General features: G+C 70.9%; 19 protein-coding genes and 1 pseudogene. 2 read left to right on the forward strand and 18 right to left on the reverse strand.

Annotation, left to right across the window (positions count from 1 at the left end):
* Positions 1–7 precede the first annotated feature (7 nt).
* From ACAM52_RS28805 to ACAM52_RS28825, 5 genes and pseudogenes are all read right to left on the reverse strand, one after another.
* A complete protein-coding gene (locus ACAM52_RS28805) occupies positions 8–424 on the reverse strand; it encodes an EthD domain-containing protein (RefSeq protein ID WP_369645247.1) in 417 nt (138 codons plus the stop codon).
* On the reverse strand, positions 421–1,026 hold the full coding sequence (locus ACAM52_RS28810; protein ID WP_369647797.1) for an acyl-CoA thioesterase: 606 nt from the start codon (positions 1,024–1,026) through the stop codon (positions 421–423). The genes ACAM52_RS28805 and ACAM52_RS28810 overlap by 4 nt, the downstream gene beginning before the upstream one ends.
* Before the next feature lie 255 nt (positions 1,027–1,281).
* Positions 1,282–1,515, reverse strand: a pseudogene (locus ACAM52_RS28815) (acyl-CoA thioesterase); the annotation flags it as partial.
* The gene (locus ACAM52_RS28820; protein ID WP_369645248.1) at positions 1,512–2,924 is read right to left on the reverse strand and encodes an enoyl-CoA hydratase-related protein; all 1,413 of its coding nucleotides are present in this window, start codon (positions 2,922–2,924) and stop codon (positions 1,512–1,514) included. The pseudogene ACAM52_RS28815 and the gene ACAM52_RS28820, both read right to left, overlap by 4 nt.
* 29 nt (positions 2,925–2,953) lie before the next feature.
* A complete protein-coding gene (locus ACAM52_RS28825; protein ID WP_369645249.1) occupies positions 2,954–4,162 on the reverse strand; it encodes an acetyl-CoA C-acetyltransferase in 1,209 nt (402 codons plus the stop codon).
* A 138-nt stretch (positions 4,163–4,300) separates the two neighbouring features.
* Here ACAM52_RS28825 and ACAM52_RS28830 point away from each other — a divergent pair, with 138 nt between their 5' ends.
* The gene (locus ACAM52_RS28830) at positions 4,301–7,039 is read left to right on the forward strand and encodes a LuxR C-terminal-related transcriptional regulator (protein ID WP_062478179.1); all 2,739 of its coding nucleotides are present in this window, start codon (positions 4,301–4,303) and stop codon (positions 7,037–7,039) included.
* A 59-nt stretch (positions 7,040–7,098) separates the two neighbouring features.
* On the opposite strand, the gene ACAM52_RS28835 is transcribed toward ACAM52_RS28830, so the two are convergent.
* From ACAM52_RS28835 to ACAM52_RS28895, 13 genes are all read right to left on the reverse strand, one after another.
* Positions 7,099–10,923 (reverse strand): autotransporter domain-containing protein, encoded by a 3,825-nt coding sequence (locus ACAM52_RS28835; protein ID WP_369645250.1) that lies wholly within the window; start codon positions 10,921–10,923, stop codon positions 7,099–7,101.
* 202 nt (positions 10,924–11,125) lie between these two features.
* Entirely contained in the window at positions 11,126–12,019 is an 894-nt protein-coding gene (locus ACAM52_RS28840; RefSeq protein WP_369645251.1) for an SDR family oxidoreductase, read from the reverse strand.
* Positions 12,020–12,061: 42 nt separating this feature from the next.
* Positions 12,062–12,853, reverse strand: coding sequence for an enoyl-CoA hydratase/isomerase family protein (locus ACAM52_RS28845; protein ID WP_369647798.1), 792 nt, complete (start codon positions 12,851–12,853; stop codon positions 12,062–12,064).
* A gap of 5 nt (positions 12,854–12,858) precedes the next feature.
* The gene (locus ACAM52_RS28850) at positions 12,859–14,010 is read right to left on the reverse strand and encodes an acyl-CoA dehydrogenase family protein (RefSeq protein ID WP_307638055.1); all 1,152 of its coding nucleotides are present in this window, start codon (positions 14,008–14,010) and stop codon (positions 12,859–12,861) included.
* A gap of 39 nt (positions 14,011–14,049) precedes the next feature.
* Positions 14,050–15,609 (reverse strand): long-chain-fatty-acid--CoA ligase, encoded by a 1,560-nt coding sequence (locus ACAM52_RS28855; RefSeq protein ID WP_369645252.1) that lies wholly within the window; start codon positions 15,607–15,609, stop codon positions 14,050–14,052.
* 28 nt (positions 15,610–15,637) lie between these two features.
* Entirely contained in the window at positions 15,638–17,215 is a 1,578-nt protein-coding gene (locus ACAM52_RS28860) for a long-chain fatty acid--CoA ligase (protein ID WP_369645253.1), read from the reverse strand.
* A gap of 73 nt (positions 17,216–17,288) precedes the next feature.
* Entirely contained in the window at positions 17,289–18,392 is a 1,104-nt protein-coding gene (locus ACAM52_RS28865; protein ID WP_369645254.1) for a CaiB/BaiF CoA transferase family protein, read from the reverse strand.
* Between the two features lie 106 nt (positions 18,393–18,498).
* Positions 18,499–19,326 carry an enoyl-CoA hydratase/isomerase family protein gene (locus ACAM52_RS28870; RefSeq protein ID WP_369645255.1) on the reverse strand — a complete coding sequence of 276 codons (828 nt, stop codon included), beginning with the start codon at positions 19,324–19,326 and terminating at the stop codon, positions 18,499–18,501.
* A gap of 19 nt (positions 19,327–19,345) precedes the next feature.
* Positions 19,346–20,125: an enoyl-CoA hydratase-related protein gene (locus ACAM52_RS28875; RefSeq protein WP_369645256.1), complete on the reverse strand. Its 780-nt coding sequence runs from the start codon at positions 20,123–20,125 to the stop codon at positions 19,346–19,348.
* Positions 20,122–21,636 carry an acetyl-CoA acetyltransferase gene (locus ACAM52_RS28880; RefSeq protein WP_369645257.1) on the reverse strand — a complete coding sequence of 505 codons (1,515 nt, stop codon included), beginning with the start codon at positions 21,634–21,636 and terminating at the stop codon, positions 20,122–20,124. Before ACAM52_RS28880 ends, ACAM52_RS28875 begins: the two co-directional genes overlap by 4 nt.
* Positions 21,637–21,640: 4 nt before the next feature.
* Positions 21,641–22,795, reverse strand: a complete 1,155-nt coding sequence (locus ACAM52_RS28885; protein ID WP_369645258.1) for an acyl-CoA dehydrogenase family protein — start codon at positions 22,793–22,795, stop codon at positions 21,641–21,643.
* Between the two features lie 12 nt (positions 22,796–22,807).
* A complete protein-coding gene (locus ACAM52_RS28890; protein WP_369645259.1) occupies positions 22,808–24,010 on the reverse strand; it encodes an acyl-CoA dehydrogenase family protein in 1,203 nt (400 codons plus the stop codon).
* 141 nt (positions 24,011–24,151) lie between these two features.
* Positions 24,152–25,021 carry a UDP-2,3-diacylglucosamine diphosphatase gene (locus ACAM52_RS28895; RefSeq protein WP_070062854.1) on the reverse strand — a complete coding sequence of 290 codons (870 nt, stop codon included), beginning with the start codon at positions 25,019–25,021 and terminating at the stop codon, positions 24,152–24,154.
* Positions 25,022–25,115: 94 nt separating this feature from the next.
* Between ACAM52_RS28895 and ACAM52_RS28900 the strand changes: the two genes are divergently transcribed.
* Positions 25,116–26,867, forward strand: coding sequence for a lysoplasmalogenase family protein (locus tag ACAM52_RS28900; RefSeq protein WP_369645260.1), 1,752 nt, complete (start codon positions 25,116–25,118; stop codon positions 26,865–26,867).
* The last annotated feature ends 1 nt before the right edge of the window (position 26,868 follow it).

Genomic DNA, 26,868 nt, shown 5'->3' on the forward strand with positions numbered 1-26,868 from the left:
GCGACGATTACAGGCGGCCGCGCGCCTGCAGGTAGTCGCGCACCGCCTCGGCGGCGGGGTCGCCGACCACGGCGAACTCGTCGGTGAAGAAGATCGGCGAGGCGGCCAGGTCGATGAAGCGGCGCTCGTCCGCGAGCAGCTCGGCGCTCGCGCGGCGGGCTTCTTCGCGCCGCGCACCGGTGCGCGCTTCGAGGCTGTCCCACCACAGCTCGGCCACGCCGTCGAAAGGCGCGGGGCTGCCGCGCGGCACGGCCAGCGGCTGCACGAGGGCGTCGTCGAGCGTGTGCGACTGCACGTAGCGGCGCAGGCCCAGCACCTCGGCGCGCTGGGCGACGAGCGGCGCATGCACGTGTCGCCAGTGGTGCTGGAACTGCGCGCGGTCCAGGTGCGGCAAGCGCCGCAGGCAGAAGACGAGCTTGATCATCGGCGCACCCGGATCAGGCCTTCCTGCGCCACCGAGGCCACGAGCCGGCCGGCGCGGTCGAACAGCGCGCCGCGGCAGAAGCCCCGCGCATGCTCGGCCGAGGGCGAGTCGGCGTCGTACAGCAGCCAGTCGTCGCAGCGGAAGTCGCGGTGGAACCACATCGCGTGGTCCAGGCTCACGCCCTGCACGCCGGGTTGCTGAAACGCCAGGCCGTGCGGCTGCATCGCCACCCCCATGAAGCTGTAGTCGGAGGCGTAGGCCAGCATGGCCTGGTGCAGCAGCGGGTCGTCGGGCAGCGCGTCGGCGGTGCGCAGCCAGAGCTGGCTGTGCGGCGGGCGCGGGCCGGCCGTGACGGGGTCGCGCGGATCGACGTAGCGGAACTCGATCGGTCCTTCGACGCGCACGCGCGGGCCGGCGCGCGGCGTGAGGTCTTCGGGCGGCGGCGCCTCGGGCATCGCGCACTGGTGCGACACGCCCTCCTCGCGCCGGTGGAACGAGGCTGACATGTGGAAGATCGGCTCGCCATGCTGGATGGCGACCATGCGCCGCGTGGTGAAGCTCGCGCCGTCGCGAATGCGGTCGACGTCGCAGGGCCTGTGCACGCTATTTCCGGAGTCGCGAAGGGCTGCCAGGGCGGGCCAATCAAGGCGCGCGACGACGCGTGTGCATGCGCACACGCTAGGAGCGCAACGCCGAGTGGCCCGCCCTGGCAGCCCTTCCCGTAGGGTTGGTGCTCCAAGGGGCCGTCTGCGGCGTTGCCCGCGCTTGCAAGGCTTCAGCCTTGCTGCGCACGGGCGCCTTGCAGCCAGCCCCTTGGAGCACCAACGCGATCTCCGGAAATAGCGTGCACAGGCCCTGACGATGGGCGCGGCCTTGTCGCCCGCGCGCAGGAAGTAGCCGTGCAGCGAATGCGCCGCATGCCCGTCGACCGTGCGGGCCGCGGCCATCAGCGCCTGCCCGAGCACCTGGCCGCCGAAGACGGCGGGCGCGCCGATGTCGGTGCTGGTGCCGCGAAACAGGTTCTTCTCGAGCTGCTCGAGCTGCAGCTGCGCGACCAGCGACTGCAGCGCTTGCGCGCGGCCTGTACTCACGCGGCGTGCTCCGCGGGATAGAACTGCGTGTTCGATTGCGCGCGCTGGCGCAGTGCGGCCGTAGGCTTGAAGCGCTCGCCGTGGCGCTCGGCCAGCGCGTCGCAGCGCGCGACGAAAGCCGAGAGGCCGACAGTCTCGATGTACGAGAGCGTGCCGCCGGTCCAGTCGGGGTAGCCCAGCGCAAGCACGGCGCCGAGGTCGGCCTCGACCGGCTGCTTCAGCACGCCTTCTTCGAGGCAACGCACTGCTTCGAGCGCGAGCAGCGACAGCAGGCGTTCGCCGACGGCGCGTGCGTCGGGTTGCGACGCAGTGGCTTGTTCCGCCGTTGCATCGGCGGTCAACGGACTCTCGCCCAACCCGGCCTGCCGCGCAGCGTTCGCGATCAGCGCAGGCGACACGCCCTCGCTCAACAGCGCCGCACCTTCACTGCGGTACAGCTGACGCAGCCGTTCGACATACGCAGCGTTGACCGCACCCAAGTCGCCCTTGCGCCGCAGCGCCGCGCCCCGGCTCACGAACAGCGTGCGCATCAGGTTGCGCGCCACCGGCCCGGCCAGCAAGGGGCCGAAGCACTGCGCCTCGACCGCCAGGCCCGCGTCCATCGGCAGCTGCGTGCCTTCGTACACGGCCGACAGGATGGCCAGCGGCGCCGGCAGCTGGTCGTGCGTGTCGCGCCGCACCTGCGCCAGCGTGGCGCCGAAGCTGGCCCCCGCATGCGGTGCGAGCGCACCCGCGCCGCCCGGCACCTGGAAGCCCTTCACGTCCCACGGCTGCTGGCCGGCGTCGGGATGGTCGAGCACCCAGCGACGGGCCACGGCCACGAGCTGGTCGGCCGGCGCGAGCGCATCGACCATGCCCAGCGCCAGCGCTTCGGCCGGCGCCACGTGCCGGCCCGACAGCAGCAGCGGCAGCGCGCGCGCAATGCCGATGAGGCGCGGCAGCCGTTGCGTGCCGCCGCCCACGGGCAGCAGGCCGACCGTGACCTCAGGCAGCCCGACCACCGCGCGCGGCTCGTCGAGCAGCACGCGGTGATGGCAGGCCAGTGCGAGCTCGAACCCGCCGCCCAGCGCCACGCCGTTGATGGCCACCGCCACGGGCTTGCCGCAGCGCTCTAGCTCGCGCAGCGCGCGCCCGCCGGGTGCGATCGCCTCGATGGCCTCGGCCGCGCCGCCGCCCGTGGCATGAAAGCCCACGAGGTCCTTCAGGTCGGCCCCGGCCATGAAGCCGCTGGCCTTGCCCGAAGTGATGACGGCGCCGCGCACGTCGGCGCGCTGCGCGATCTGCGCCACGGCCTCGCGCAGTTCGGCCGTGAAGCCGGGCGTGAACACGTTCATCGGCCGCTCGGGCACGTCGAGGGTGAGGAGCGCGACGCCGTCGGCATCGACCTCGAATCGGATGTGGGAAGGCATAGGAAAAAAGGAAAGAGAAGACGTGCTGCTCAGACGCGTTCGATCACCAGCGCGGTCGACTGCCCCGCCGCGGCGCACAGCGTGACCAGGCCCAGGCGCGCGTCGCGCCGCTCCAGCTCATCGAGCAGCGTGCCCGTGAGGATCGCGCCGGTCGCGCCCAGCGGGTGGCCCAGCGCGATGGCACCGCCGTTCACGTTGATGCGCGCGGGGTCGATGTCGAAGTGGCGCGCATAGCGCATCGGCACCACCGAGAAGGCCTCGTTCACTTCGAACAGGTCGATGTCGCCGATGGCCAGGCCGCAGCGCGCCAGCAGGCGCTCGGTGGCGGGCATCGGGCCGCCCAGGCTCAGCAGCGGCTCGTCGGCGCACGAGGCGCTGCCGACGATGCGCGCGCGCGGCTTCAAGCCGTTGCGCGTGCCGTAGTCGCGGTTGCCCAGCAGCACCGCGCAGGCGCCGTCGACGATGCCGCTCGAGTTGCCGCCCGTGTGGATCGGCGCGATGTGCGACAGCTGCGGGTAGCGCTGCAGCAGGATGGCTTCGTAGCCCTGCGCGGCCACGCCGGCGAAGGCGGGCTTGAGCTTGGCCAGGTCGGCCATCGTGGTGCCGGGGCGGTTGGCCTCGTCTTTCGCGAGCACGGTGCGGCCGAGCCGGTCGCGCACGGGCACGAGCGAGCGGTCGAAGCGGCCTTCGGCCTGTGCCACGGCGGCACGGCGCTGGCTTTCCATGGCGTAGGCATCGACCGCCTCGCGGTCCACGCCGTCGAGCATGGCCATGAGGTCGGCCGCCACGCCGTTGGGGATGTAGGGGTAGCGCTGGCCCACGGCCGGATCGGTGTAGACCGCGCCGCCGTCGCTGCCGATGGTCACGCGCGACATCGACTCCACGCCGCCGCCGATCACCGCGTCGGCCTGGCCCGAGGCCACGAGGCCGAAGCCCATCTTCAGCGTGTCGAGCGCCGATGTGCAGAAGCGGTTGAGCTGGAAGCCCACCACGCTGTCGCCGTAGCCCGCCGACAGCAGCGCGACGCGCGCGATGTCGGCGCCCTGCTCGCCCACCGGCATCACCACGCCCAGGCCCACGTCCTCGATCTGCGCGGGGTCGAGTGCATGGCGTTCGCGCAGCGCCTGCAGCACCTGCGTGGCCAGCTGCACCGGCGTGATGGGGTGCAGCGCACCGTCGGCGCGCCCCTTGCCGCGCGGTGTGCGCACGTGGTCGTAGATGAAAACGTCGTCGGTCATGGGCAGAGCGCCGCCCGGGTGCGCAAGGCCACCGGATGCAGGGGAATTCAGTTTGTCTGCGGCCAGTTTAGGAAGCAGAATCGGTTGCCGGAATCGTCGGAAGCGACGGGATTTCCAGGCACTCACTCCCCCTTCGCGATGCCTGCACCAGCCCCCGTTCCCCCTTCTTCGCTCCGGATTCTCGAGACCAAGCTGAACCCGCCCGCCTTCGTGGCCACGCAGGTGCCGCGCACCGCCATCAGCGAAGAGATCGCCGCCGCCACCGTCAAGCTCGTGCTGGTGCGCGCGCCCGCCGGCTTCGGCAAGACCACCGCCATGGCGCAGATCCGCGAGCGCATGGACGCGCAGGGCATCGCCACCGCCTGGCTCACGCTCGACCGTGCCGACAACGACGTGTCGCGCTTTCTCAACTGCCTGGCCGAGGCCGTGCAGCGCATCGGCGTGGACGAGCCCGCAAGCCACGCGCCCTTCGACGCCGTGGCCGCGCTGGCCGCGCACGACTCGCCCTTCACGCTGTTCCTCGATGACTTCGAGGTGGTGCAGGAGCCCGCCGTGCTGGGCCTCGTGCGCGAGCTGGTGGAGCACCTGCCGCGGCGCGGGCAGATCGTGATCGGCTCGCGCAGCCTGCCCGACCTGGGGCTGGGCCGGCTGCGCGCGCGCGGCCAGCTCATCGAGATCGACACCGACCGTCTGCGCTTCTCGCTGGAAGAAACCAGCGCCTTCATCGGCCTGCGCCAGGCCCATGCGCCGCACGCCGCCGCGCAGCCGCCGCAGGCACTGCCGGCCGACCTGCTCTCGCAGCTGCACCGCAAGACCGAAGGCTGGGTGGCGGCCATCTGGCTGGCGTCGATGGCGCTGGAGCGGCACGGCATCGAGACCGGCTTCATCGAGCGCTTCTCGGGCTCCGACCGCGCCGTGGCCGACTACCTGGCCGAAGACGTGCTCGCGCACCAGCCGCCCGAGATCCACGACTTCCTGCTGCGCACGAGCATCCTGCGCCAGCTCGACGCCTCGGTGTGCCAGGCGCTCAACCCGCGCGGCGACAGCGCCGTCATCCTGGAGCAGCTGGCCGCCGCCAACCTGTTCCTCACGCCCGTGAGCGGCGATGCCGGCGGCGAGGTGCGCGCGTGGCGCTACCACAGCCTCTTTGCCGACTTCCTGCGCGCGCAGCTGGCGCGCGAGCGGCCCGGCGAACTCGCGCGACTGCACCTCGCGGCTTCGGGCTGGTACGAGTCGCACGGCCGGCCCGTGCCCGCCATCGACCACGCCATCGAGGGCGGCGACCATCCGCATGCGCTCACGCTGCTCGACAGCTACGCCGAGCAGTTCCTCGAGCAGGGCCGCATGCGCATGCTGGCGCGCTGGTTCTCGGCCATCCCCGAACACCAGCTGCGCGAGCATCCGTTCCTGCAACTCATCGCGCTGTGGGCCACCTGCTTCACGCACGGCCCGTGGGACGCGATGCGGCTGCTCGAACAGTCGGGCTGCCTCGACAGCCCCATTCCCGAGGTGCGCGCCAACGCCCACACGCTCATTCCGCTGCTGCTGGCCATGGAAGACCAGCACGACGCCGCGTACGAAGCCGGCCGCGAAAGCCTCGCGCGCCTGCCCACCGGCCTGGCCTTTGCCGAGGGCGTGCTGCTCAATGCCATGGCGCACATCCTCGCGGTGCGCGGCGACCAGCGCGAGGCGCAGCGCCTGCTCGAGGCCGCGCGGCGCGAGCAGGGCAACAGCACCTTCAACCGCATGTACACCGAGTCGCTGGCGGGCCTGTTCGACCTCACCGAAGGCCGGCTGCGCCAGGCCACCGCGCGGCTGCGCATGGCGGTCGACTCCACGCATGCCGTGTCGTACAACCACAGCCACGGCAACGCCTGGGCCGGCGTGCTGTACGCGGGCGCCGTGTACGAGACCAACCAGCTGGTGCAGGCCGAGCACCTGCTGAACGTGTACCTGCCGCTGGCGCGCGACGTGGGCCTGCCCGACCACATGATCCTGAGCCACGTCATGCGCTCGCGCATCGCCTTCCACGCGGGCGACATCGACGCCGCGTTCCAGGCCCTGACCGAACTCGAGTACCTGGGCCACCACCGCCAGCTGCCGCGCGTGGTGGCGGGCGCCAAGCTGGAGCGCGCCCACATGCTGCTGCTGCAGGGCAACGGCCCCGCCTCGCGCGACGAGCTGCAGCGCGCCGACGACCCCGAGCTGTGGGAGCGCGAGCGCCGCCAGCGCCTGCCCGCGCACGACCTCGACTACCTCGCGCTCGCGCGGGCGCGCTGGGACATCGCCTTCGGCGACGCGCGCGCGGCCCTCACCGTGCTCGACGCCGAACTGCACGCCGCCGTGGCCGCCAACCGCAACCGCCGCGCCCTCAAGCTGCGCGTGCTGCGCGCGCTGGCGCTGCAGCGCGCGGGCGACCTCGCCACCGCCATCGAAGAGATCGGCGCCGTGCTGCAGGCCGCGAGCCAGGAAGGTTTCGTGCGGCTGATCCTCGACGAAGGCCCGGCCGTGGGCACGCTGGTGCACCGCTATGCCGCCGCCATGCAGCAGGAAGCGGGTGCCGTGGCGCCCGTGCTGCGCAGCGACCCGATATTGGCCGACTACCTGCAGCGGCTGCTGCAGGTGCTGGGCCCGCCGCCGTCGCCGATCGACGCCGAGGCGCCTTCGGGCGACGCCACCAAGGAGCCGCTCACGCGCAAGGAAATCCGCGTGCTGCAGCTCCTGGCCGAGGGCTACTCGAACAACGCGATGGGCGAGAAGCTGTTCGTGTCGGAGAGCACGGTGCGCACGCACCTACGCAACATCCACATGAAGCTGGGCGCGAAGCGGCGCACGGAGGCGGTGGCGATTGCGCGCAAGCTCGGCGTGATCCGCTAGCCCAAAAAAAGGGCCCGCCCGCCGACACATGGCAGACGGGCCCCAACCCTCGCCTTTCGTCAGAACGACACGTTCAGATTCGCCTTCACCGACTGGTCGCGCGCCTTGCCGCCGAACTGCCCGCCATACGACACGCCGAAGGTCGCGCGCGGCGAGAACGCGAAGTCCAGGCCGAGTTGCAGCACCGCCGCGTTCTTCGCCACCGCCACGCCCGCAATGTCAGAGAAGCCCGTGGCGCCCGGCAATGCGACGCTGCTGAACGGCGTCAGGTCGCCGTAGGCGCGGCGCCAGCCGACCATGCCCTTGAGCGTGGCGTCGACGTTGCCCAGGCGCAGCGCGGTCGATGCGCGCAGGCCCAGCGTCGACAGGCCGACGCTCGCGCTGCCGCTGCGCGCCTGCAATGCCGCCCAGGTGCCGCGCTCCGAGAACGCGTCGGTGTGCAGCGTGACATGCGCCAGGTTGGCGAAGGGCTCCAGTGCCACGTCGCCGGCCGCCAGGCTGTAGCCCACTTCGCCGAAGACCTGCGTGGTCGATGCGTCGTGGTTGCTCTTGAGCGAATCCGCCAGGCCCGCCACGCGCGCCTGGCGCGTGGTGTCCACGTCGTGCCGCGCATAAGCTGCGCCGGCGCGCAGGGCCCACGCACCGAGCGTGGTGCCGCCGTACAGGCCCAGGTGGTAGCTGGTGGCGTCACCCGAGGACGAACGCGCATCCACGTCGAACTTGCTGCGGCTGTAGCCACCGGTCACGCCCAGGCGCACGTTGTCGCCCACGCGGGTGTCACCGCCCATCAGCAGGCCGTCGACCGAGCGATCGAGCCGCGCGGCATTGCCGTCGCCGCGCGCACGGCCGGTCGAGTGCAGGGCCTGGCTCCAGAAGACGGTCTCGCCCGTGGTCGGTGCGGCCATGTGCGACTGGCCGGCGCCGTCGTTGACCTTGACCGGCGCCGTGGACGCGCCCGCCGTGCCGGCCGAGGCGCGCAGGCGCTCCATCGCGGCCTCGCGCACGAAGCGGCTGTCTTCGATGAGCGCGGTCTTCGCGGAGGCGTGCACTTCGCCCGAGAGGCTGTCGAAGGCCGTGCGTGCGGCCGGCACGCTCTCCAACTGCAGCGCGGCAGCCAACGCCGGGCTCCACGCGGCCGCGCCATCGAGGTTCACACCCATCGCACGCTGGTTGCCCGACTGCGCGACCGACGCGAACGACACGCTGTTGCGCATGGCCTCGGTATAGACCTGCGTCGCGGTGTAGCCCAGCTTCGGCGTGAGGAAGAGATAGTCCTTGGCCACGCTGAAATCGGCGAAGGTGCCGCTCACGCCGCCCTCGGCGTTCAGCAGCGTGTAGCGCGTGCCGAGGTTGTAGCCGCCGAGCACGCGCACCGTGCCGCCCTCGAGCGTGGCCTGCCCGCTGACATCGAGCCGGTCGGCCTGCGCGTCGGTGCCGCTCAGCTCGGCCTCGAAGGTCGCGCCCGGCGCGAAGCGTGCGTTGCCGGCCACGTGCAGCGTGCCGATGGAGTTGCCCGGCGCCACGACACCGCCCGCGGCGATGGTGGTGCTGCCGACCGTGCCGGTGCCCTGCAGGCGACCGCCCGACAACACGGCCATCTCGCCGCCCAACGTGCCGTTGACCGACAGCATGCCCTGCACCACCGAGGTCTTGCCCGTGAAGGCACCGGAGTCACCGGTGAGCTCGAAGCGGCCCGCGCCCGCCTTGACGAGGCCGCCGCTGCCGCTGAAGCGGCCCGCGAACTGCGTCGAACGGTCGTTGCCGCCGGTGGTCAGCGTGCCGGTGCCCGCGGCGACGTCGCCCGCGCCGGCCAGCGAGCCGATGGTGGCGTCGAAGCCGTTGAGGTCGAGCTTCGCCTTGCCGGCCACCGTGAACGCGCTGGCGCCCGACAGGCCGGTGGCCGAGCCCGCGCGCAGCGTGCCGCCCTGGACCCAGGTCGCGCCTGCGTAGCTGTTGGCACCGCTCAACGTGGTGACGCCTTCGCCGGTCGTGCCGCCCGTGGTGCGCAGGTCGCCCGCGCCGGTGATGTTGTAGGTGAAGTCGTAGGCATCGCCGCGGTCGATGGCGAAGCTGGCGCCCGCGTCGATGGCCACGTGGCTGGTGATGGAACCGGTGGTGCCGCCCTCGCCCAGGGCGAGTTCGCCGGCCTGAATGCGCGTGTCGCCCGAGTAGGTGTTGGTGCCCGTGAGCACCAGCCGCCCGGCGCCGGCCTTCACGAGGCTGCCGCGGTAGTCTTCGTCGGTCTTGCTGCGCAGGTGGGTCAGGCGCTCCCCGTCGGGCACGGCTTCGGCCACCATGGCTTTGATGAGCGCAGCAACGTCGAGGGGCGTCCTCAAGGTTTTTTCCAGAACATCCCACAGGGGCGATCCTGGCTTGTGGATCTGAAGAATGAGCTCGACTTCTTTTACCTCTCTCGCCGCGATCGGATTGGCCTGCGCGGCGGCCAGCGCATCCGCGCGATCGCGGCCGGAAAACACAGCGTCGACATAGGCACTGAACAGCGCTTGGGCCGCGTCGGCCGCCGGCTTGAGGCTTTCCTCCGTGGCCGGCCCTCCATTGGCGCTCAGGCGCGCAATCTCTGTCGCCTCTTCCCTCTTGCGTTGAATCAGACCCGCTTCGGAGATGTCATTGCGCCATGTGTCCGATGTGCCGCCCGGCATTTCGATCACGGTGCGCTTGAGCAGCTGGCCCGGCCCCTTCATGGCGTTCTCGAGGTTGATGAGGCCCCAGCCGATCACGGCGTCGGGCGCGGCCTGGCGCGTGCCGTCGAGCTTCGTGGCCGTGGTGAGCAGCACCTGCAGGGCCTGCTCGTTGTTCATGTACGGATATCGCTCCATGATGATGCCCAGGGCCCCTGTGGCATGCGGCGCGGCCATCGAGGTGCCGGAGTAGGTGCTATAAGCGCCATCGAACACCGTGCTCGTGACGCCGCCCCCGGGGGCTGCCACACACCAGTATTTGGCAATCCCGCACTTGTTGAACAACTGACCGTAGCCATCCTTTGTCTTCTCGAGCGCAGTCACCGTCAACCAGTGCCCCTCTGCATCAGGCCGGAAGTACGGCAGCGCGCCGCGTGCCGCCGGGTTGGCCGACCCCTGATTGTCTGAAACAAACACCTGGATGACTCCTTCCCTGCCGTCGGCTGTCATCTTCGTGGCATCGATAGCGGCATCGAGCCAGGAAGGCGCCTTCAGGAACTTGAAATAGTCGGTCTGCACGCTCTTCAGCGTATTGAAACTCGCAAAGAAGGATGGATTGCCCCAGCTGTTGTTGATGGCGCGGACGCCAGCGTCGCGCATGCCCTGGTAGAGGTTGCGAAAGTTCTCGGTCGTGGCGTGGGAGTAGATGCCCGGACTCAGTCCGGCCTCCGAACTCAGCGCATCGGGCGCATTGGTATTGCCCACGACGACGTTGGCATTGAATGCCACGCCGTGCATGTTGCCGGCAATGCTCTGGCCGTCCCGGCTGGCGCCCACCGTGCCGGACACATGGGTACCATGAAAACCGTTGCCCACGTTGTTGCTGTTCAGCACGGAGCCATCCGCCGCGAACTGGCTGTAGGCCCCATTGGACGTCGCCGTCACCAGCGCCGTGAAGCGCGTGAGCGGCAGCTCGCGCGTGTGGCGCACGTCGAAGCCCGAATCGATGACGCCCAGCTTCACGCCCTTGCCGGTGAAACCCGCCGCATAGGCGTGCTCGGTCTTCATCGCCCCGAGCCCCCAGTCGGACAGGAACTCCTTCGTGCGCCAGCTGGCCGGGTTGCCGATCATGCCGGGGTCGCCCGGATAGGCCTGTGCGCCGGCCGCGGAGGCCAGCATCGAACCCAGCACGCACACGGCGGCGCGGGCCACGGCCCTGCGCTTGAACTTCGGTGATCTCGTCATGACGGAACGAACCCTCTCTGTCTTGGAATGGAATGAAAAGACCGTTGCCCTGCCGGTGAAACCACGTCGTGAAGACGTCGCGCACGGGCCGGTTAACGGTCGTTAAATTCTGGAAAGAGGGGTCGTTCTTTGTGATCTCGTCGGGGCTTGTTCCGATACTTTGGAATCCTGACGCTGAAGTTTTTCCCTAGGTTGCGGCGCTTCAGGCCGCCAGCCGCTGCCGCTTGTCCTGCGCGTCGCGCCCCGCGATGTGTTCGCGCGCGCGTTTCCAGTCCTCGTCCTGCCACTGCGACATGCGCGAGAAATTCCCGCCCGTGGCCTGGAACTGCGCGCCGTCGATGGCGATGGTCTGGCCGTTGACGTACTCCGAGCCCGGGCCGAGCAGGTAGGCCGCGAGGTTGGCCAGCTCGGGCATGCGGCCGTTGCGCTCCATCGGGTTGCGCTCGGCCTTGTGCTCGCCGCCGCCAGGGTTCAGGCGCGCGCTCATGCCCTCGGTGGGAAACAGGCCCGGTGCGATGGCGTTGAAGCGGATGCCGCGGCCCGCCCACTCGACTGCGAGCGACTGCGTCATGGCATGCAGCCCGGCCTTCGACATGGCCGAGGGCACGGTGAAGGGCGAGCCGTTCCATACCCAGGTGGTGAGGATCGACAGCACCGACGCGGCCTTGCCTTCGGCCAGCCAGCGCTTGCCGCATTCGAGCGTCATGCAGAAGCTGCCGCGAAAGACGATGCTCGAGATGGCGTCGAAGGCGCGCGGCGACAGGTCTTCGGTGCGGCTCACGAAATTGCCCGCGGCGTTGTTGACGAGGCCGTCGAGCGCGCCGCCGTCGGCCCAGATTTCATCGAGCATCTCGGTGATCTGCGTGTCGTGGCGGATGTCGCAGGTCTTGGGCGTCACGCGCCCGCCGTGCAGGTGCATCAGCTCGGCCGCGGTTTCTTCGAGCACCGGCGCGCGGCGTCCGCAGATGTAGACGTGGGCGCCGAGTAGCAGCAGCGCCTCGCTCATCACGCGGCCCAGGCCGCTGCCGCCGCCGGTCACGAAGTAGCGGCGGCCGGCCAGCAGGCCGGGCTTGAACATCAGGTCGTCGAGGGTCATGGAAATCCTTGTGTGCGGTCCATCGAAGTTCGGGAATGAAGCTCAGCGCCCCGTGTAGACGGGCGCGCGCTTCTCGAGGAAGGCGGTCATGCCTTCGCGGAAATCGCGGGTCTGGGTGCACAGCACCTGGTTGCGGTCTTCCATGGCGATGACCGCTTCCATGCTGCCGGCGTCCACGGCGATGCCCAGCGCCTCCTTGGTCAGGCGCAGCGCCACGGGCGTCGCGTTGAGCATGTCGTCGGCCAGCGCCTGCGCCTCGGCCTGCAGTGCGGGCAGCGCATCGACGCGGCTCACGAGGCCCAGTGCGTACGCGCGCTGGGCGTCCATGAAACGGCCGGTGAGCATGTACTCGGCCGCGACCGAGCTGCCGACCATGCGCGGCAAAAAGTAGCTCACGCCCACGTCGCAGGCCGACAGGCCGATGCGGATGAAGGCGGCGTTCATGCGCGCGTCGGGCGTGGCCAGGCGCACGTCCGACGCCAGCGCGAGCGCAAAGCCGCCGCCGCTGGCCGCGCCCTGCACCACGCTGACGATGGGCTGCGGGCAGCGCCGCATGGCGAGCATGATGTCGCGGATGCCCTTCTGCTGTTCGAGCATGTCGGCCACGCCGAGGTCTTCGCCGCCCACCTGTTCCTTCAGGTCGAGCCCGGCGCAGAAGGCGCGGCCCGCGCCTTGCAGCACGACCACGCGCTCGGGGCTGCGCGCGCTGAGGCCCTCGAAGTACGCGCGCAGCGCGCGCACCAGCGCCGGGTCGAGCGCGTTCAGGCGCTCGGGGCGGTTCAGCGTGAGCCAGGCGACCTCGCCGCGCCGCTCGACCTGCAGCACCTCGTTCATCGCCGTCACAGCGCGCGCGAGATCACTTCTTTCATGATCTCGTTGGTGCCGCCGTAGATGCGCTGCACGCGCCCGTCGGCGTACATGCGCGCCACCATGTACTCGGTCATGAAGCCGTAGCCGCCAAAGAGCTGCAGGCACTCGTCGACCACGCGGCCCTGCGTCTCGGAGGCCCAGAGCTTGGCCATGGAGGCGGTGGCGGTGTCGAGCTTGCCGGCCACGAGGTCTTCCACGCAGCGGTCGATGAAGGCGCGGCCGACCTTGATCTGCGTGGCGATCTCGGCCAGCTTGAACTTGGTGTTCTGGAACTCGGCGATCGGCTTGCCGAAGGCCTTGCGGTCGCGCACGTAGTCGAGCGTGGCCTGGTAGGCGCCTTCCATGGTGGCCAGCGCGTTCACGCCGATGATGGTGCGCTCGTACGGCAGGTCGCTCATGAGCTGGAAGAAGCCCTGCCCTTCCTGGCCGCCGAGCAGCGCGTCGGCCGGCACGTGCACGTCGTCGAAGAAGAGCTCCGAGGTGTCCTGCGCCTTCATGCCGATCTTGTCGAGCACGCGGCCCACGCGGTAGCCCTCGCAGCCTTCGGTCTCGACGATGAGGATGGAGGTGCCCTTGGCGCCTTGCGTCGGGTCGGTCTTGGCCACGACCAGCACCACGCCCGCGAGAAAGCCGTTGGTGATGAAGGTCTTGGAGCCGCGGATGCGGTAGCTGCCGTCGGGCTGCTTCTCGGCGCGCGTGCGCACGCCCTGCAGGTCGGAGCCGGCGCCGGGCTCGGTCATGGCGATGGCGCCGACCAGCTCGCCGCGCGCCATGCGCGGCAGGTAGCGTTGCTTCTGTTCCTCGGTGCCGTGGTTCAGGAAGTAGTGCGCCACGATGGTGTGCACCGAGCTGGCCATGCCGCTGAGCGCGCGGCGCGCCTTCTCTTCGTAGAACACGGCCTCGTGGCGAAAGTCGCCGCCCGCGCCGCCGTAGGCCTCGGGAATGTCGGAACACAGCAGGCCGAGGGCGCCGGCCTTGCGCCACACCTCGTGGCCGACGTGGCCGCGCTTGCGCGCCTCTTCGTCGTGGGGCACGACTTCGGTCTCGACGAAACGCACGACGTTGTCGCGGTACAGCTCCAGTTCTTCGTCGCTCCACGAGCGGCGGAAATCGATGGGCATGGGGTGTCCTTCAGTGTCTTGGAATGAGGGGAATGGGGTTCAGCCGACGCGGCGCTCTTTACCGGCCCAGAAAGGCTCTCGCAGCTGGAACTTCTGCAGCTTGCCCGCCGCCGACAGCGGCAGCGCATCGCGGAACTCCACGCTGCGCGGGCACTTGTAGTTGGCGATCTGGTCGCGGCAATGCGTGATGACGTCGTCGGCCGTGAGCGGCATGCCCTCGCGCAGAACGATCACCGCATGCACGCGCTCGCCCCACTTGTCGTCGGGCACGCCGATGACGGCGGACATCAGCACCTGCGGCATCTGGGCGATGGCGTTCTCGACCTCGGCCGAGTACACGTTCTCGCCGCCGCTCACGATCATGTCCTTCATGCGGTCGACCACGAACAACAGCCCGTGCTCGTCCATGTAGCCGCCGTCGCCGGTGTGCATCCAGCCGCCGCGCAGCGCCGCCTCGGTCTCGGCGGGCTTGTTCCAGTAGCCCTTCATGACCATCGGGCCGCGCGCGACGATCTCGCCGACCTGGCCGGGGGGCAACTCGTTGTCCTCGCCGTCGACGATGCGGATCTCGGCCACGGGCACCGGCGTGCCGGCCGCGCGCAGCAGGCGGTTGCGGTCGGGGCCGGGCAGGTGGAAGTGCGGCATCAGCACCGCCACGGTGGGCGACAGCTCGGTCATGCCGTAGGCCTGCGAAAAACTCGTGGCGGGCAGCGCGGCCATGGCCTGCTCGAGCAGCGCCACGTCGATGGGCGCGGCGCCGTACAGCAGCATCTGCAGGCTCGACAGGTCGAACTCGGCAAAGCGCGGGTGCTCGATCACGCGCTTGATCATGGTGGGCACGAGGAACATCTCGGTGGCGCGCGCGGCCTGGATGGCCTGCAGGATCGCCACCTCGTCGAACATCGGCACCACGTGCTGCGGCACCAGCCGCAGGATGCTCTGCAGCGACAGCCCGCAGCCGGCCACGTGGAACATGGGCACGGCGATGACCACGGCGGCGTTGCGCGTCTCGCGCGGCACGGCGGCCACCGAGCTCAGCGCGTTGATGTAGAGGCTGCCGTGCGTGAGCATCACGCCCTTGGGCCGGCCGGTGGTGCCGCCGGTGTACATGATGGCGGCCAGCTCGTCGGCGCTGTGCGGCGCATCGTCGATCGGCTGCGCGTCGGCCAGCAGCGCCTCGTAGCCGACCATGCCCTCGGGCACGGGACCGTCGCCGCAGTACACCACGGTGCGCAGCGAGGTCGAGAGCTTGCGCAGCTCGCCGGCCATGGGCGCGAACAGGTCGTCGACCAGCAGGATGCGCGTGTCGCAGTCGTCCAGCGAGTAGGCGACCTCCTTCGGGTTCCAGCGGATGTTCACCGGGTTGATGACGCCGCCGCCCCACCAGGTGCCGAAGAAGAACTCGACGAAGCGGTGCGAGTTCAGGCTCATCATGCCGACGCGGTCGCCGCGCGCCATGCCGAGCTGCTGCAGCACGGCGCCCAGGCGCGCCACGCGGTCGGTGAGGGTCGCGAAGTCCAGGCGGTGGTTGCCGCAGACCACGGCGGTCTCGCGGGCCTTCTCGCGGCGGCCCTTGTGCAGGGGCTGGGTGAGGAACATGGTGTCGTCTCCTTGGTGGTTTTTTTCGTCAGGCAACCCGGCGTGCGTGGCCGGCCCAGTGCGGCTCTCGCAGGCGGTACTTCATGACCTTGCCGGCGCCCGAGATCGGCAGCGCGTCGACGAACGCCACGCTGCGCGGGCACTTGTAGCCGGCGATCAATTCACGGCAGTGGGCGATGAGCGCGTCGGCATCGGCATCGCTGCCCGGCTTGCGCACCACCACCGCATGCACGGCCTCGCCCCAGCGCTCGTCGGGCACGCCGATGACGGCGGCGGCGGCCACGGCGGGGTGGCGCGCGAGCGCGCCCTCGACCTCGGCGCAGTAGATGTTCTCGCCGCCGCTCACGATCATGTCCTTGTAGCGGTCGACGATGAAGACGAAGCCGTCGTCGTCCATGCGGGCGGCGTCGCCGGTGTGCATCCAGCCGCCCTGCAACGCGGCGGCCGTCTGCTCGGGCAGGTTCCAGTAGCCCTGCATCACGCACGGGCTGCGCACCGTGAGTTCGCCGACGGTGCCGCGCGGCACCTCGCGGCCGTCGCTGTCGCACACGCGCAGGTCGATGCCCGAGAGCGCCTGCCCGGCCGAGGCCAGCTTGCCGAGCTTGCGGCCTTCGGGCGAGTGGTAGTGGCGCGTGAGGTAGCTCACGCCGGCCGACAGCTCGGTCATGCCGTAGCCCTGCGCGAACTCGGCCTGCGGGAAGGTCGCGAAGGCGCGCTCCAGCAGTGCCTCGGTGATCGGCGAGGCGCCGTAGCCCACGAAGCGCACGCTCGACAGGTCGGCCTGCGCGGTGCGCGGGTCGTCCACCAGCATCTGCAGCATGGCGGGCACGGCCATGAGGTTGGTGGCGCGGTCGCGCTCGATGGCGGCGAGCATGCCGTCCACCGAGAAGCCCGGCAGGATGATCTGCGCGCAGCCCATGAGCACGCCGCGCAGCAGGAACGACAGCCCCGCCAGATGAAAGAGCGGCGCCACCTGCAACAGCCGCGCGCTGTCGTCGAAGAAGGCGCCGAGCATCGACACCTGCGCATTGATCACCAGCGCCGCGTGGCTGAGCATCACGCCCTTGGGCCGGCCGGTGGTGCCGCCGGTGTAGAACACGCCGGCCAGGTCGTCGCCGCCGCGCAGCGCGTCGGGCACGGGCTCGCTCTCGCGGACCAGCGCTTCGCAATCGGTCATGCCCGTGGGCGCCTGGCGCTCGCCCATGTAGACCCAGGTGGTGACGGCGCGTGCGGCGACGCGCAGCGCGTCCGCCGTCGCCAGGAACTGGTCGTCCACGAAAAGGATGTGCGTCGCGCAGTCGTCGAGCGAGTGCGCCATCTCGGCCACGCTCCAGCGCGTGTTGACCGGGTTGACCACGCCGCCGGCCCACCACACGGCCAGGTAGTACTCCAGCGTGCGGTCGGCGTTGAGCGCGAGCACGCCCACGCGGTCGCCGGGCTGCACGCCCAGGCGACGCAGCCCGCCCGCCAGGCGCGCGACGCGCTCGCCGAGTTCGCCGTAGGTGCGCGTGCGGCCCTGGAACACGGTGGCGACGGCGCGCGGGCTGCACTGCATGGCGCGGTGCAGGGCCTGCGTGAGGTACAGCGGCGGTGGCGTGGTGGGCATGGACAAGGCTCCTGTCGGTGCGGTGCGGAAATGCCATGCATGCGCGAACGCGCATGCCCGGAAAACAAGGACGTCAGCGGGCTTCGGCCACGGGCGCTGCCGCGCCCCAGCGCTTGAGCAGCGCGGGCCCGTCGTCGGGCGACACGGCCGGCGGCACGACCGGCGCGGTGCGGCTGAAGCGCGGCGCGGGCGCGGGCTGCACCACGCCGCCCACGGTGGCGAAGGTGCCGCGCGCCACGTTGTGCGGGTGCTGCGGCGCTTCGTCCCAGTCGAGCACGGGGGCGAAGCAGGCGTCGCTGCCTTCGAGCAGCACGCACCACTCGTCGCGCGTGCGGGTGCGGAACACGTCGGCCAGGCGCAGCTTGAGCAGCGGCCAGCGGTCGGCGTCCATCTGGGCGTCGAAGGCGGGGTCGTCGACCAGGCCGCAGCGCTCGCGCAGCAGGGCGTAGAACTGCGGCTCGATGGAACCGATGGCCACGTACTTGCCGTCGGCGCAGGCGTAGGTGTCGTAGAAGTGGGCGCCGCCGTCGAGCAGGTTCTCGCCGCGCTGGTTGCTCCACTGGCCGGCCGACTTGAAGCCGTACATCATGGCCGACAGCAGGGCGGCGCCGTCGGTCATGGCGGCGTCGACCACCTGGCCCTGGCCCGAGCCTTTCACCTCGTGCAGCGCGGCCAAGAGGCCAAAGGCCAGCAGCATGGCGCCGCCGCCGAAGTCGCCCACGTAGTTCAGCGGCGGCACGGGCGCCTCGCCCGAGCGGCCGATGGCGTGCAGCGCGCCGCTGATGGCGATGTAGTTGATGTCGTGGCCGGCCGCGTGCGCCAGCGGGCCGTGCTGGCCCCAGCCGGTCATGCGGCCGTAGACCAGGCGCGGGTTGCGCGCCAGGCATTCGGCCGGGCCCAGGCCCAGGCGTTCCATCACGCCGGGGCGGAAGCCCTCGATGAGGATGTCGGCGCGCGCGATGGCGTCGAGCACCGGCGCGGCGGCGTCGGGGGCACGCAGGTCGACCTCCCAGGTGCTGCGCCCGCGCGCCAGGATGTCGTGGGGGTCGCGCCGCGTGCCGGGGCGCGCGATGCGCAGCACCTCCGCGCCCATGTCGGCGAACAGCATCGCGCAAAAGGGGCCGGGGCCGATGCCGGCCATCTCGACGACCCGAAGTCCTTTCAGGGGTCCTGCCATGTGTGTCTCCTCTGGCGCGCACCCGGCGGCCTGTTGTGTAGAGGCATCTTGGCGCGCGGGCGCCGGCGTCGCATCGTCGGAAGCGACGAAAGCGCGGAAAGACGTTTCAACGCCCCGTGAAGACGGGTGCGCGCTTGGCCGCGAAGGCGGCGGCGGCCTCGCGGAAATCCTCGGTTTTCAGCGCCAGCACCTGGGCGCGGTTCTCGACCTCGAGCGCGGCGTCCAGGCTCGGTGCCTCGAGGTTGGCCCACATGAGCTGCTTGGTGTGGCGCGTGGCGTAGGGGCTGTTGCGCAGCACGTCGGCGGCCAGGGCGAGCGCGCGCGGCAGCAGCGCGTCGTCGTCGACCAGCGCGGCGACCAGGCCGATGCGCTCGGCCTCGTCGGCCGGCACGGGGCGGCCCGTGAGCATGAGCTCGAAGGCGCGCGAGGCGCCCACCAGCCGCGGCAGGTGGTAGCTGATGCCGCACTCGCCGGCCGTGAGGCCGATGCGCACCGCGCCGACATGGAACGACGCCGAGCGCGCGGCCACGCGGATGTCGGCGCCCAGCGTGAGCGCAAAGCCCGCGCCCACGGCCACGCCGTTGACGGCGGCGATCACCACCTTGTCGAGCGCGCGCAGCCGCCGCACCATGCCGGCGAACAGCTCCTGCCCCGCCATCAGGTCGGCCACCGAGGGCTCGCCTTCGAGCGGCTGGTCGTCGCGGCGCGTGAGCGGCGTCGTGAGGTCCCAGCCGGCGCAGAAGCCGCGCCCGGCGCCGGTGAGCACCAGCACGCGCACGCTGTCGTCCTGCGCCAGTGCGTCGAGCGCGGCGCACAGGCGCCGCACGGTGGGCTGGCTCAGTGCGTTGAGGCGCGCGGGGCGGTTCAGCGTGAGCAGTGCGATGCCTGCGCGGCTGCGGTCGAGGAGGATGTCGTCTGCTTCGCTGTCGGACATGGCGGTCTCTTTCCCGGGTTCAGCGCCCGGTCCAGCGCGGCGCGCGTTTCTCGATGAAGGCGCGCGGGCCTTCCTTGAAGTCTTCGCTCGCGGCCACGCGCTCGAAGGCATCGCGCGTGAGGGCGCGCAGCGCGGCCTCGTCGAGTCCGCTGTTCGCCTCGCGCGCCACCCGCAGGCTCTGGCGCACCGCCACCGGGGCGTTGCGCGCGATCTCGGCGGCCAGCGACAGCGCGGCTTCGCGCAGCCCATCGACGTCATCCACGAGGCGGTTGACCAGGCCGAAGCCGTGCGCGCGCTCGGCATCGAGTTGCCCCGCCGTGAGGATCAGCTCGAGCGCGATGTTGGGCGGAATGGCGCGCGGCAGCCGGTACAGCCCGCCCGCCGCGGCGATCAGCCCGCGCAGCACCTCGGGCAGACCGAAGGCGGCCTGCCGCACGGCCACGACGAGGTCGCAGGCCAGCACGAGCTCGGTGCCGCCGGCCAGCGCCTTGCCGTTGACGGCGGCGATCCACGGCTTGCTGCGCTCGCGGTACACGAAGCCCGCGAAGCCGCCACGCTCGGTGCGCAGCGCGCTGCCGCGCCCGGCCGACACTTCCTTCAGGTCGGCGCCCGCGCAGAAGGCCTCACGGCCGGCGCCGGTGAGCACCACGGCGCGGATGTCGTCGTCGGCCTCGGTGGCATCGACAGCGGCTTCGAGGCCCGACGCCACGTCGCCGTTGACGGCGTTGCGCGCCTCGGGGCGGTCGATGGTGACGAGGGCGACCTGGCCCGGCAGGCGTTCGACAGTCACTGCGCTCATGACACGCTCCAGTTCAAGAGATCGTCCGCACCGGCCGTCACGGTGCCGCTGCAACCGACGGGGCTGCGGTCCAGGTCGATCAGCACCTTCAGCGAAGCCGCGTCCGTGGCCTTGACACGCGCCATGAGCCGTTCGCCGGCCGGCGTGCGCGCGATCACGATGCCCTGCGAAGGCTGGCCGTCGCGGCCGTAGACCACGGTGAAGGTCTCCAGCGTGGCGGCGCCCGCGTACTGCAGCACCAGTGGCGGCACCGGGCCGCGCCGCGCATCGGCGGCGGCCTGCACGTCGTAGTCGGGCTTCGGAAGCCCCTGCGGCGGCGGGCTGGAGCCCAGCACCAGCGCGTGGTGCTTGGTGACGTACTCGCCCTGCCCGTAGAGCAGCGCGGCCTTGCCCTTCGGCGCGGCGCGCAGCGCGCGCACCAGGCCGGCGGCGGCGTGCGTCATGTAGTCGTTGAGCGGCGCGCCGAAGAAGCTCAGGCCGCCGGTGGAGGTCATGCGCGCCTCGGGCGCCAGGCCCAGCGTGCGGCGCGCCATCTTGGGCACGATGGGGAAGCAGCTGTACAGCTCCAGCATCTCGAAGGCCGAGGCGTCTCCGCCGACCTGCGCGAGCACGGTTTCCATCACGATGTCTTGCGCGTGCGAGCGGTGGTACTGGTCGCGCTGCAGGTAGTCGCGCGGCTCGCGCGCGGCGGCGCCGTCCCACACGTAGACCCAGCGGTCTTCGGGAATGCCGAGTGCGCGCGCATGGCCCACGCTGGTGAGCAGCACGGCCGCGCCCATGTTGACCAGCGGGTTGGCCACCATGTGCTTGGTGTAGGGCCAGGCGATGAGGCGGTTGGCCGCGTCGACGCGCGCGATGTCTTCGGGCGTGAAGGGCTTGCGCAGCCAGGCGTAGGGGTTGGCGGCGGCCACCTCGGAGTAGCGCGCCCACAGGCGCGACGACTCGTCCTGCGCCTGGCGCGGCGTCTGGCCCCAGTGCGCGAGCGCGGCGTTCTCGTAGAACGGGTAGATGGTGGTCGGCATGGCCGCACCGAGCTTGATCGCCACGGGGTGGCAGATGTCGGTGCCGCGCACCAGCTTCACGCTGTCGTCGCGCGGCGTCCAATCGAGCGCGATGCCGAGCTTGGCGGCGGCGTCCACCGTGTAGCGCGCCTCGGCGCCGGTGATGGCGGCGACTTTGCTCTCGCCGCGCGCGATGCGCAGCGCGGCCTCGTGGATGTAGCGCACCGGCGCTTCGCCGCCGGTGACGCCGTAGACGCTGCGCGCCGGGCTGCAGCCCAGCCGCGCGTTGAGCAGCGCGGGCGCGTCGGTGTAGGGCCACGAGTACTCGCAGACGACGTCGAGCGAGTCGAGGCCGGCCAGCAACGCGGCGGCGCCGCTGTCCTGTGCGGCGGCGCGCATGGCGCGGGCCATCAGCTCGATGGGTTCGAGGCCTTCGGCGGCCTCCTTGGTGCGGTGCGTGATCTCGCCGACGCCGACGATGACCGGCGTGCGGTCGTCCAGTGCTGTCATGGGGTTAGTGCTGTGAGAGGGGTTGTTGTTGTTGCTGCAGCTGCGCCACGCGGCGCAGGTGCCACGCGGGCGGGCCGAACTGGCCTTCGATGAGGGTGGCGCGGCGCACGTAGTGGCCGACGGCGAGTTCTTCCGTCATGCCCATGCCGCCATGCAGCTGCACCGCGCCCTGCCCCACGGCGCGGCAGGCCTTGGCGACCGCGACCTTGGCGGACGACACGGCGCGTGCGCGCGAGGCCGCGTCGGCGCCCGTAGCCAGTGCCTCACCCACGCTGGCGGTGAGTGCGTCGGCCTGCTCGAGCGCCATGTGCATGTCGGCCAGCCGGTGCTGCAGCACCTGGAAGCTGGAGATCGGCACACCGAACTGCTTGCGCTGGCGCACGTAGTCGAGCGTGTCGCGCATCAGCCGGCGCAGGATGCCGATGGACTCGGCGCAAACCGCGAGCGTGGCTTCGTCGAGCGCCTGCTCGATCTGCGGCAGTGCTGCGCCTTCCTCGTCGAGCAAGGCATCGGCGTTCAGGCGCACCGCGTCGAAGGCGATATCGGCCGCGCGGCCACCGTCACGCGTGCGGTAGGCACGCAGCTGCACGCCGGGTGCGTCCTTGGGCACGACGAGCAACGACAAGCCCTTGTCGCTGCGCGCCGTGGCGATGACATGGCTGGCCCACGGCGCGGCCTGCACCACGGCCTTGCGGCCGTCGAGCCGCAGCCGGCCGCCGGCCTCGCGCACGAGCGTCGTGCGCACGTCGTCGCGTGCATGGCGGCTGTGCGGCTCGTCGTGCGCGAAGGCCAGCACGGCCTGCCCCGCGACGACGCGCGCGAGCAGCGCATCGGCCTGCGCGCCCGGATGGCGCTGCAGCAGGCCGGCGCCGATCACCAGCGTCGAAAGATACGGCTCGGCCGCGAGCGCGCCGCCCAACGTGGGCAGCAGCGCGAGGTGCGCGGCCAGGCCGAGGCCCAGCCCGCCCTGCGCTTCGGGCAGGGCCGCGCCCAGCAGCCCGAGGTCACTTGCCAGGCCTTGCCAGAACGGCGGCGGTGCGTTGTCGGCGGCGGCCAGTGCATGAAGTCGCTGCTCGAAGCCGTGCTGGTCGTCGAGGTAGCGCGCGAGGCTGTCGCGCAGCATCGCGAGGGTGTCGTCTTGGTCGGTGAGGGTGGTCATGGCAAGCGGGCCTCAGCGGGATTGCAGCAACTGGGCCGCGATGATGTTGCGCTGCACTTCGTTGGAGCCCGCGTAGATCGACGCGGCGCGGTCGTTGAGGTAGGCCGACATCGAGAACACCGCCTCCTCGGGCACGGCCAGCGCGCCCTGCAGGCCGTCGTCCAGCGGCAGGTCGGCCGCCGCGTAGTGGGCGGCGATCTCCACGCCGAGTTCGGTCAGGCGCTGGCGCAGCTCGGAGCCCATCACCTTGCCCATCGAAGGCCGGATGCCGTGCGGCTCGCCGCGGGCCTGGGCGCGCAGCGACTGCAGCTCGGTGGCCTCGACCGCGTCGATGGCGCAGTCCATCTCGGCCAGGCGCAGCGCCATCTCGCGCGCCTCGTCGGCGGCGGACTCGCCCGCGGCAGCAAAAGCGCTGTCGGCGGCGGTGCGCAGCCGGCGCAGGCGCGCGCGCAGCATCGGCGCCCAGGCCCCGCCACGCTCGTGCTGCAGCAGGTACTTGGCCACCGTCCAGCCCTGGTTCTCCTCGCCGATGAGGCCGCTGGCGGGCACGCGCACGTCGTCGAAGAACACCTGGTTGAGCTCGTGGTCGCCCGAGATGCTGATGATCGGGCGGATCGTCAGGCCGGCCTGGGGGATGTCGAAGCACAGGAAGCTGATGCCCTGCTGCGCCTTGCCGCCCGAGGCCGTGCGCACAAGGCAGAACATGCGGTTGGCGTACTGCGCGTGGGTGGTCCAGATCTTGGTGCCGTTGATGACGTAGTCGTCGCCGTCGCGCACCGCCTTGCATTGCAGCGACGCCAGGTCGGAGCCCGACTGCGGCTCGGAGTAGCCCTGGCACCAGTAGTCCTCGCCCGAGCGGATGCCCGGCAGCCAGGCCTGCTTCTGCGCCTCGGTGCCGAAGGCGATGATCACCGGCGCGACCATGCCGGGGCCCATGGGCGCGCGCGGCGGCGCGTCGGCCGCGGCCAGCTCGCTCGCGAAGAGGTAGTGCTGCATCGGCGTCCAGCCGGTGCCGCCGTGTTCCACCGGCCAGTGCGGCACGCTCCAGCCGCGCCGGGCCAGCACGCGGTGCCAGCGGTTGCCGTCGGCGTAGTCGGTGAAGATGCCGGAGCAGCGGCGCCCTGCGGCACGCAGCTCAGGCGTCAGCTCGCGCGCGAGAAAGTCGCGAACCTCGTCGCGAAACGCGGTCTCCGCCGCGCTGAGGGTCCAGGCCATGGTGTTGTCTCACAGGGTTCACACCCGGCAAGTGTGCGGCGCGCGGGCCGGCGCGGCATCGTCGGATCGGACGAACGTGGGCGCCCCACCGCGGCGGTGAGCGCTTTTTTCTTCAGTTGAGGCCCATGCCGGGCCGAACGTTCAGGCCGCGACCGCTTCGCGCGCCGGCACCGCTTGCGTCCCGACGGGCATGTGCTGCGCCCAGTCGATGATCTCGAGCGTGCCGTCGGCATGCTCGGCCAGCGCGGTGAGGCTTTCCACCCAGTCGCCGTCGTTGCAGTACAGGATGCCGTCGATGTCGCGCATCTCGGCGTGGTGGATGTGGCCGCACACCACGCCCTGCGCGCCGCGGTTGCGGGCCTCGCGGGCCACGGCGTTCTCGAAGTCGCCCACGTAGCTCACGGCGCGCTTGACCTTGCCCTTGAGGTACTTCGAGAGCGACCAGTACGGCAGCCCCATGCGCGCGCGCAGCGAGTTGAGGTGGCGGTTGAGCTTGAGCGTGAACTCGTAGAGCGAGTCGCCCACATAGGCCAGCCACTTGGCGCACTGGATCACGCCGTCGAACAAATCACCGTGGATGATCCACAGCTTGCGGCCGTCGGCGGTCTCGTGGATCCACTCGTCGGCCACGTCGATGCCGCCGAAGTTGTGGTGCAGGTACTTGCGGGCGAACTCGTCGTGGTTGCCCGGAATGAAGATCACGCGCGTGCCCTTGCGCGCCTTGCGCAGCAGCTTCTGGATCACGTCGTTGTGCGCCTGCGGCCAGTACCAGTGGCGCTTGAGCTGCCAGCCGTCGATGATGTCGCCGACCAGGAACAGGGTCTCGCACTCGGTGTGCTTGAGAAAGTCGAGCAGCGCCCGGGCCTGGCAGCCGGGCGTGCCCAGGTGCAGGTCGGAGATCCAGAGGGTGCGATAGCGCAGCGCCGGACGCGCCGCATCGTCGTCCTCCGGCTCGGGAGGCTGGATCGCGGTGTCGCGCCAGGCGCGAAGGAAAGCGTCGTCGCGTTGCATGGTCCGGCAGGTTCGCAGCCGCGCGTGACCGCACGATGGCGACTCCGTGACATCCCGGTGACGCGTGGCACCGGGGCAACGCCACAATCGGACGATGCGCTCTGGCCAGATCATCGTTCTCGTGTCCCCCGTGTTCTTCCTGCTGATCGCGATCGAGTTCGCGGTCGGCCGCGCGCGCGCCCGGCGCGGCACCGGGCAGGACACCTACCGCCTGGCCGACGCCGTGAACAGCATCGGGCTGGGCATGCTGAGCCAGATCAGCGCGGTGCTCACGGGGCTCTTGCGCATCGGCATCTACACCGCCGTGTATTCGGCGGTGGCGCTCTTTCCGCAAGAGGCGGCGCGCGAGTTCTGGACCACCTGGTACGGCTGGCTGCTGGCGCTGGTGTTCTACGACTTCTGCTACTACTGGCTGCACCGCATGGGCCACGAGTCGGCCGTGCTGTGGGCCGCGCACGTGGTGCACCACCAGAGCCAGCACTACAACCTGTCGACCGCGCTGCGCCAGACCTCGAGCGGCGCGCTGCTGGGCTGGCTCTTCTACCTGCCGATGGCCGTGGCCGGCGTGCCGCCGCTGGTGTTCGTCGTGGTGGCGCTCATCGACCTGCTCTACCAGTTCTGGGTCCACACCGAACAGGTCGGCAAGCTCGGCTGGTTCGACCGCTGGTTCTGCTCGCCCTCGAACCACCGCGTGCACCACGCGGTGAACGACCGCTACCTCGACCGCAACTACGGCGGCGTGCTGATCGTGTGGGACCGCCTCTTCGGCACCTTCCGCGAAGAAGACGAGCGCTGCGTGTACGGCACGCGCGGCGAGCTGAAAAGCTGGGACCCGCTGTGGGCCAACGCCGAGGTCTACTGGGCGCTCGCCAGGGATTCATGGCATGCGCGCCGCTGGTCCGACAAGCTGCGCGTGTGGTTCAAGCCGCCCGGCTGGCGCCCGGACGACGTGGCGGCGCGCTACCCGAAGCCGGCCTTCGACATCGCGAAGGTCACGCGCTACGAGCCCGTGGTGAGCCGCGGCGTGCAGTGGTTCGCAGGCCCGCAGTTCCTCGCGCTGCTGGCCGGCGTGACGGTGTTCCTCTGGTACTCCGACGCCGTGCCGCTGCCGCAGGCCGCCGTCTGGCTGGCCGCGCTGACGGCCGGGTTGTGGGCGGTCGGCGCGGTGCTGCAGGGGCGGCTCTCGGTCACCGAGGTGCTGCTGGTCGAGGCCGCCGCGCTGGCCACGGCGAGCGCGGCCTTGGGCATCGGCTGGCTGCACTTCCTCTTCAAGCCATTGGCGCTGGCCATCGCGATCGCCTTCGCGGCCCGCCGCGCGCAACGCCAGCCCGGCGGCATGACGCGCTTCGATGCGCTGCTGCTGACCGGCCTGGTCTTCTCACTCGCAGGCGACGTGCTGCTGATGGGGCCGGCCAACTTCTTCGTGCCCGGGCTCGTGTGCTTCCTGCTCGCGCACCTGGCGTACATCGCGCTGTTCCGCATCGGCGTCGGGCTTTTTCCGCGGCCTCGCGCGCTGGCGGCCACGCTGCTGATCGGCGCGGGCATGTACGCCTTCCTGTGGCAGGGCGGCCTGCCGGTGGCGCTGCGCATTCCGGTCGGCTTCTACGTGATGGTGATCGCCTGCATGGCGGCGCAGGCCATCGGGCGTGCGGCGGTGCTGCGTTCAAGCGACCCCACCGCGCTGTGGGTGGCGGTGGGCGCCTGCTTCTTCATGCTGAGCGACGCGCTGCTGGCGATCAACCGGTTCGTGTCGCCGCTGCCGCTGGCGTCGCTGTGGGTGCTGGCGACGTACTACACGGCGCAGATGTTGATCGTGCGGCATGCGAAATCTCCTCGAAGTGAGTAGA

This window comes from Variovorax sp. V118 (assembly GCF_041154445.1).
Taxonomy (GTDB): domain Bacteria; phylum Pseudomonadota; class Gammaproteobacteria; order Burkholderiales; family Burkholderiaceae_C; genus Variovorax; species Variovorax boronicumulans.

Excerpts from the sequence above, each read along its gene's own strand:
- ACAM52_RS28805 (WP_369645247.1), bottom strand. The coding sequence starts at position 424 with ATGATCAAGCTCGTCTTCTGCCTGCGGCGCTTGCCGCACCTGGACCGC.
- ACAM52_RS28820 (WP_369645248.1), bottom strand. The coding sequence starts at position 2,924 with ATGCCTTCCCACATCCGATTCGAGGTCGATGCCGACGGCGTCGCGCTC.
- ACAM52_RS28825 (WP_369645249.1), bottom strand. The coding sequence starts at position 4,162 with ATGACCGACGACGTTTTCATCTACGACCACGTGCGCACACCGCGCGGC.
- ACAM52_RS28830 (WP_062478179.1), top strand. The coding sequence starts at position 4,301 with ATGCCTGCACCAGCCCCCGTTCCCCCTTCTTCGCTCCGGATTCTCGAG.
- ACAM52_RS28835 (WP_369645250.1), bottom strand. The coding sequence starts at position 10,923 with ATGACGAGATCACCGAAGTTCAAGCGCAGGGCCGTGGCCCGCGCCGCC.
- ACAM52_RS28840 (WP_369645251.1), bottom strand. The coding sequence starts at position 12,019 with ATGACCCTCGACGACCTGATGTTCAAGCCCGGCCTGCTGGCCGGCCGC.
- ACAM52_RS28845 (WP_369647798.1), bottom strand. The coding sequence starts at position 12,853 with ATGAACGAGGTGCTGCAGGTCGAGCGGCGCGGCGAGGTCGCCTGGCTC.
- ACAM52_RS28850 (WP_307638055.1), bottom strand. The coding sequence starts at position 14,010 with ATGCCCATCGATTTCCGCCGCTCGTGGAGCGACGAAGAACTGGAGCTG.
- ACAM52_RS28855 (WP_369645252.1), bottom strand. The coding sequence starts at position 15,609 with ATGTTCCTCACCCAGCCCCTGCACAAGGGCCGCCGCGAGAAGGCCCGC.
- ACAM52_RS28860 (WP_369645253.1), bottom strand. The coding sequence starts at position 17,215 with ATGCCCACCACGCCACCGCCGCTGTACCTCACGCAGGCCCTGCACCGC.
- ACAM52_RS28865 (WP_369645254.1), bottom strand. The coding sequence starts at position 18,392 with ATGGCAGGACCCCTGAAAGGACTTCGGGTCGTCGAGATGGCCGGCATC.
- ACAM52_RS28870 (WP_369645255.1), bottom strand. The coding sequence starts at position 19,326 with ATGTCCGACAGCGAAGCAGACGACATCCTCCTCGACCGCAGCCGCGCA.
- ACAM52_RS28875 (WP_369645256.1), bottom strand. The coding sequence starts at position 20,125 with ATGAGCGCAGTGACTGTCGAACGCCTGCCGGGCCAGGTCGCCCTCGTC.
- ACAM52_RS28880 (WP_369645257.1), bottom strand. The coding sequence starts at position 21,636 with ATGACAGCACTGGACGACCGCACGCCGGTCATCGTCGGCGTCGGCGAG.
- ACAM52_RS28885 (WP_369645258.1), bottom strand. The coding sequence starts at position 22,795 with ATGACCACCCTCACCGACCAAGACGACACCCTCGCGATGCTGCGCGAC.
- ACAM52_RS28890 (WP_369645259.1), bottom strand. The coding sequence starts at position 24,010 with ATGGCCTGGACCCTCAGCGCGGCGGAGACCGCGTTTCGCGACGAGGTT.
- ACAM52_RS28895 (WP_070062854.1), bottom strand. The coding sequence starts at position 25,021 with ATGCAACGCGACGACGCTTTCCTTCGCGCCTGGCGCGACACCGCGATC.
- ACAM52_RS28900 (WP_369645260.1), top strand. The coding sequence starts at position 25,116 with ATGCGCTCTGGCCAGATCATCGTTCTCGTGTCCCCCGTGTTCTTCCTG.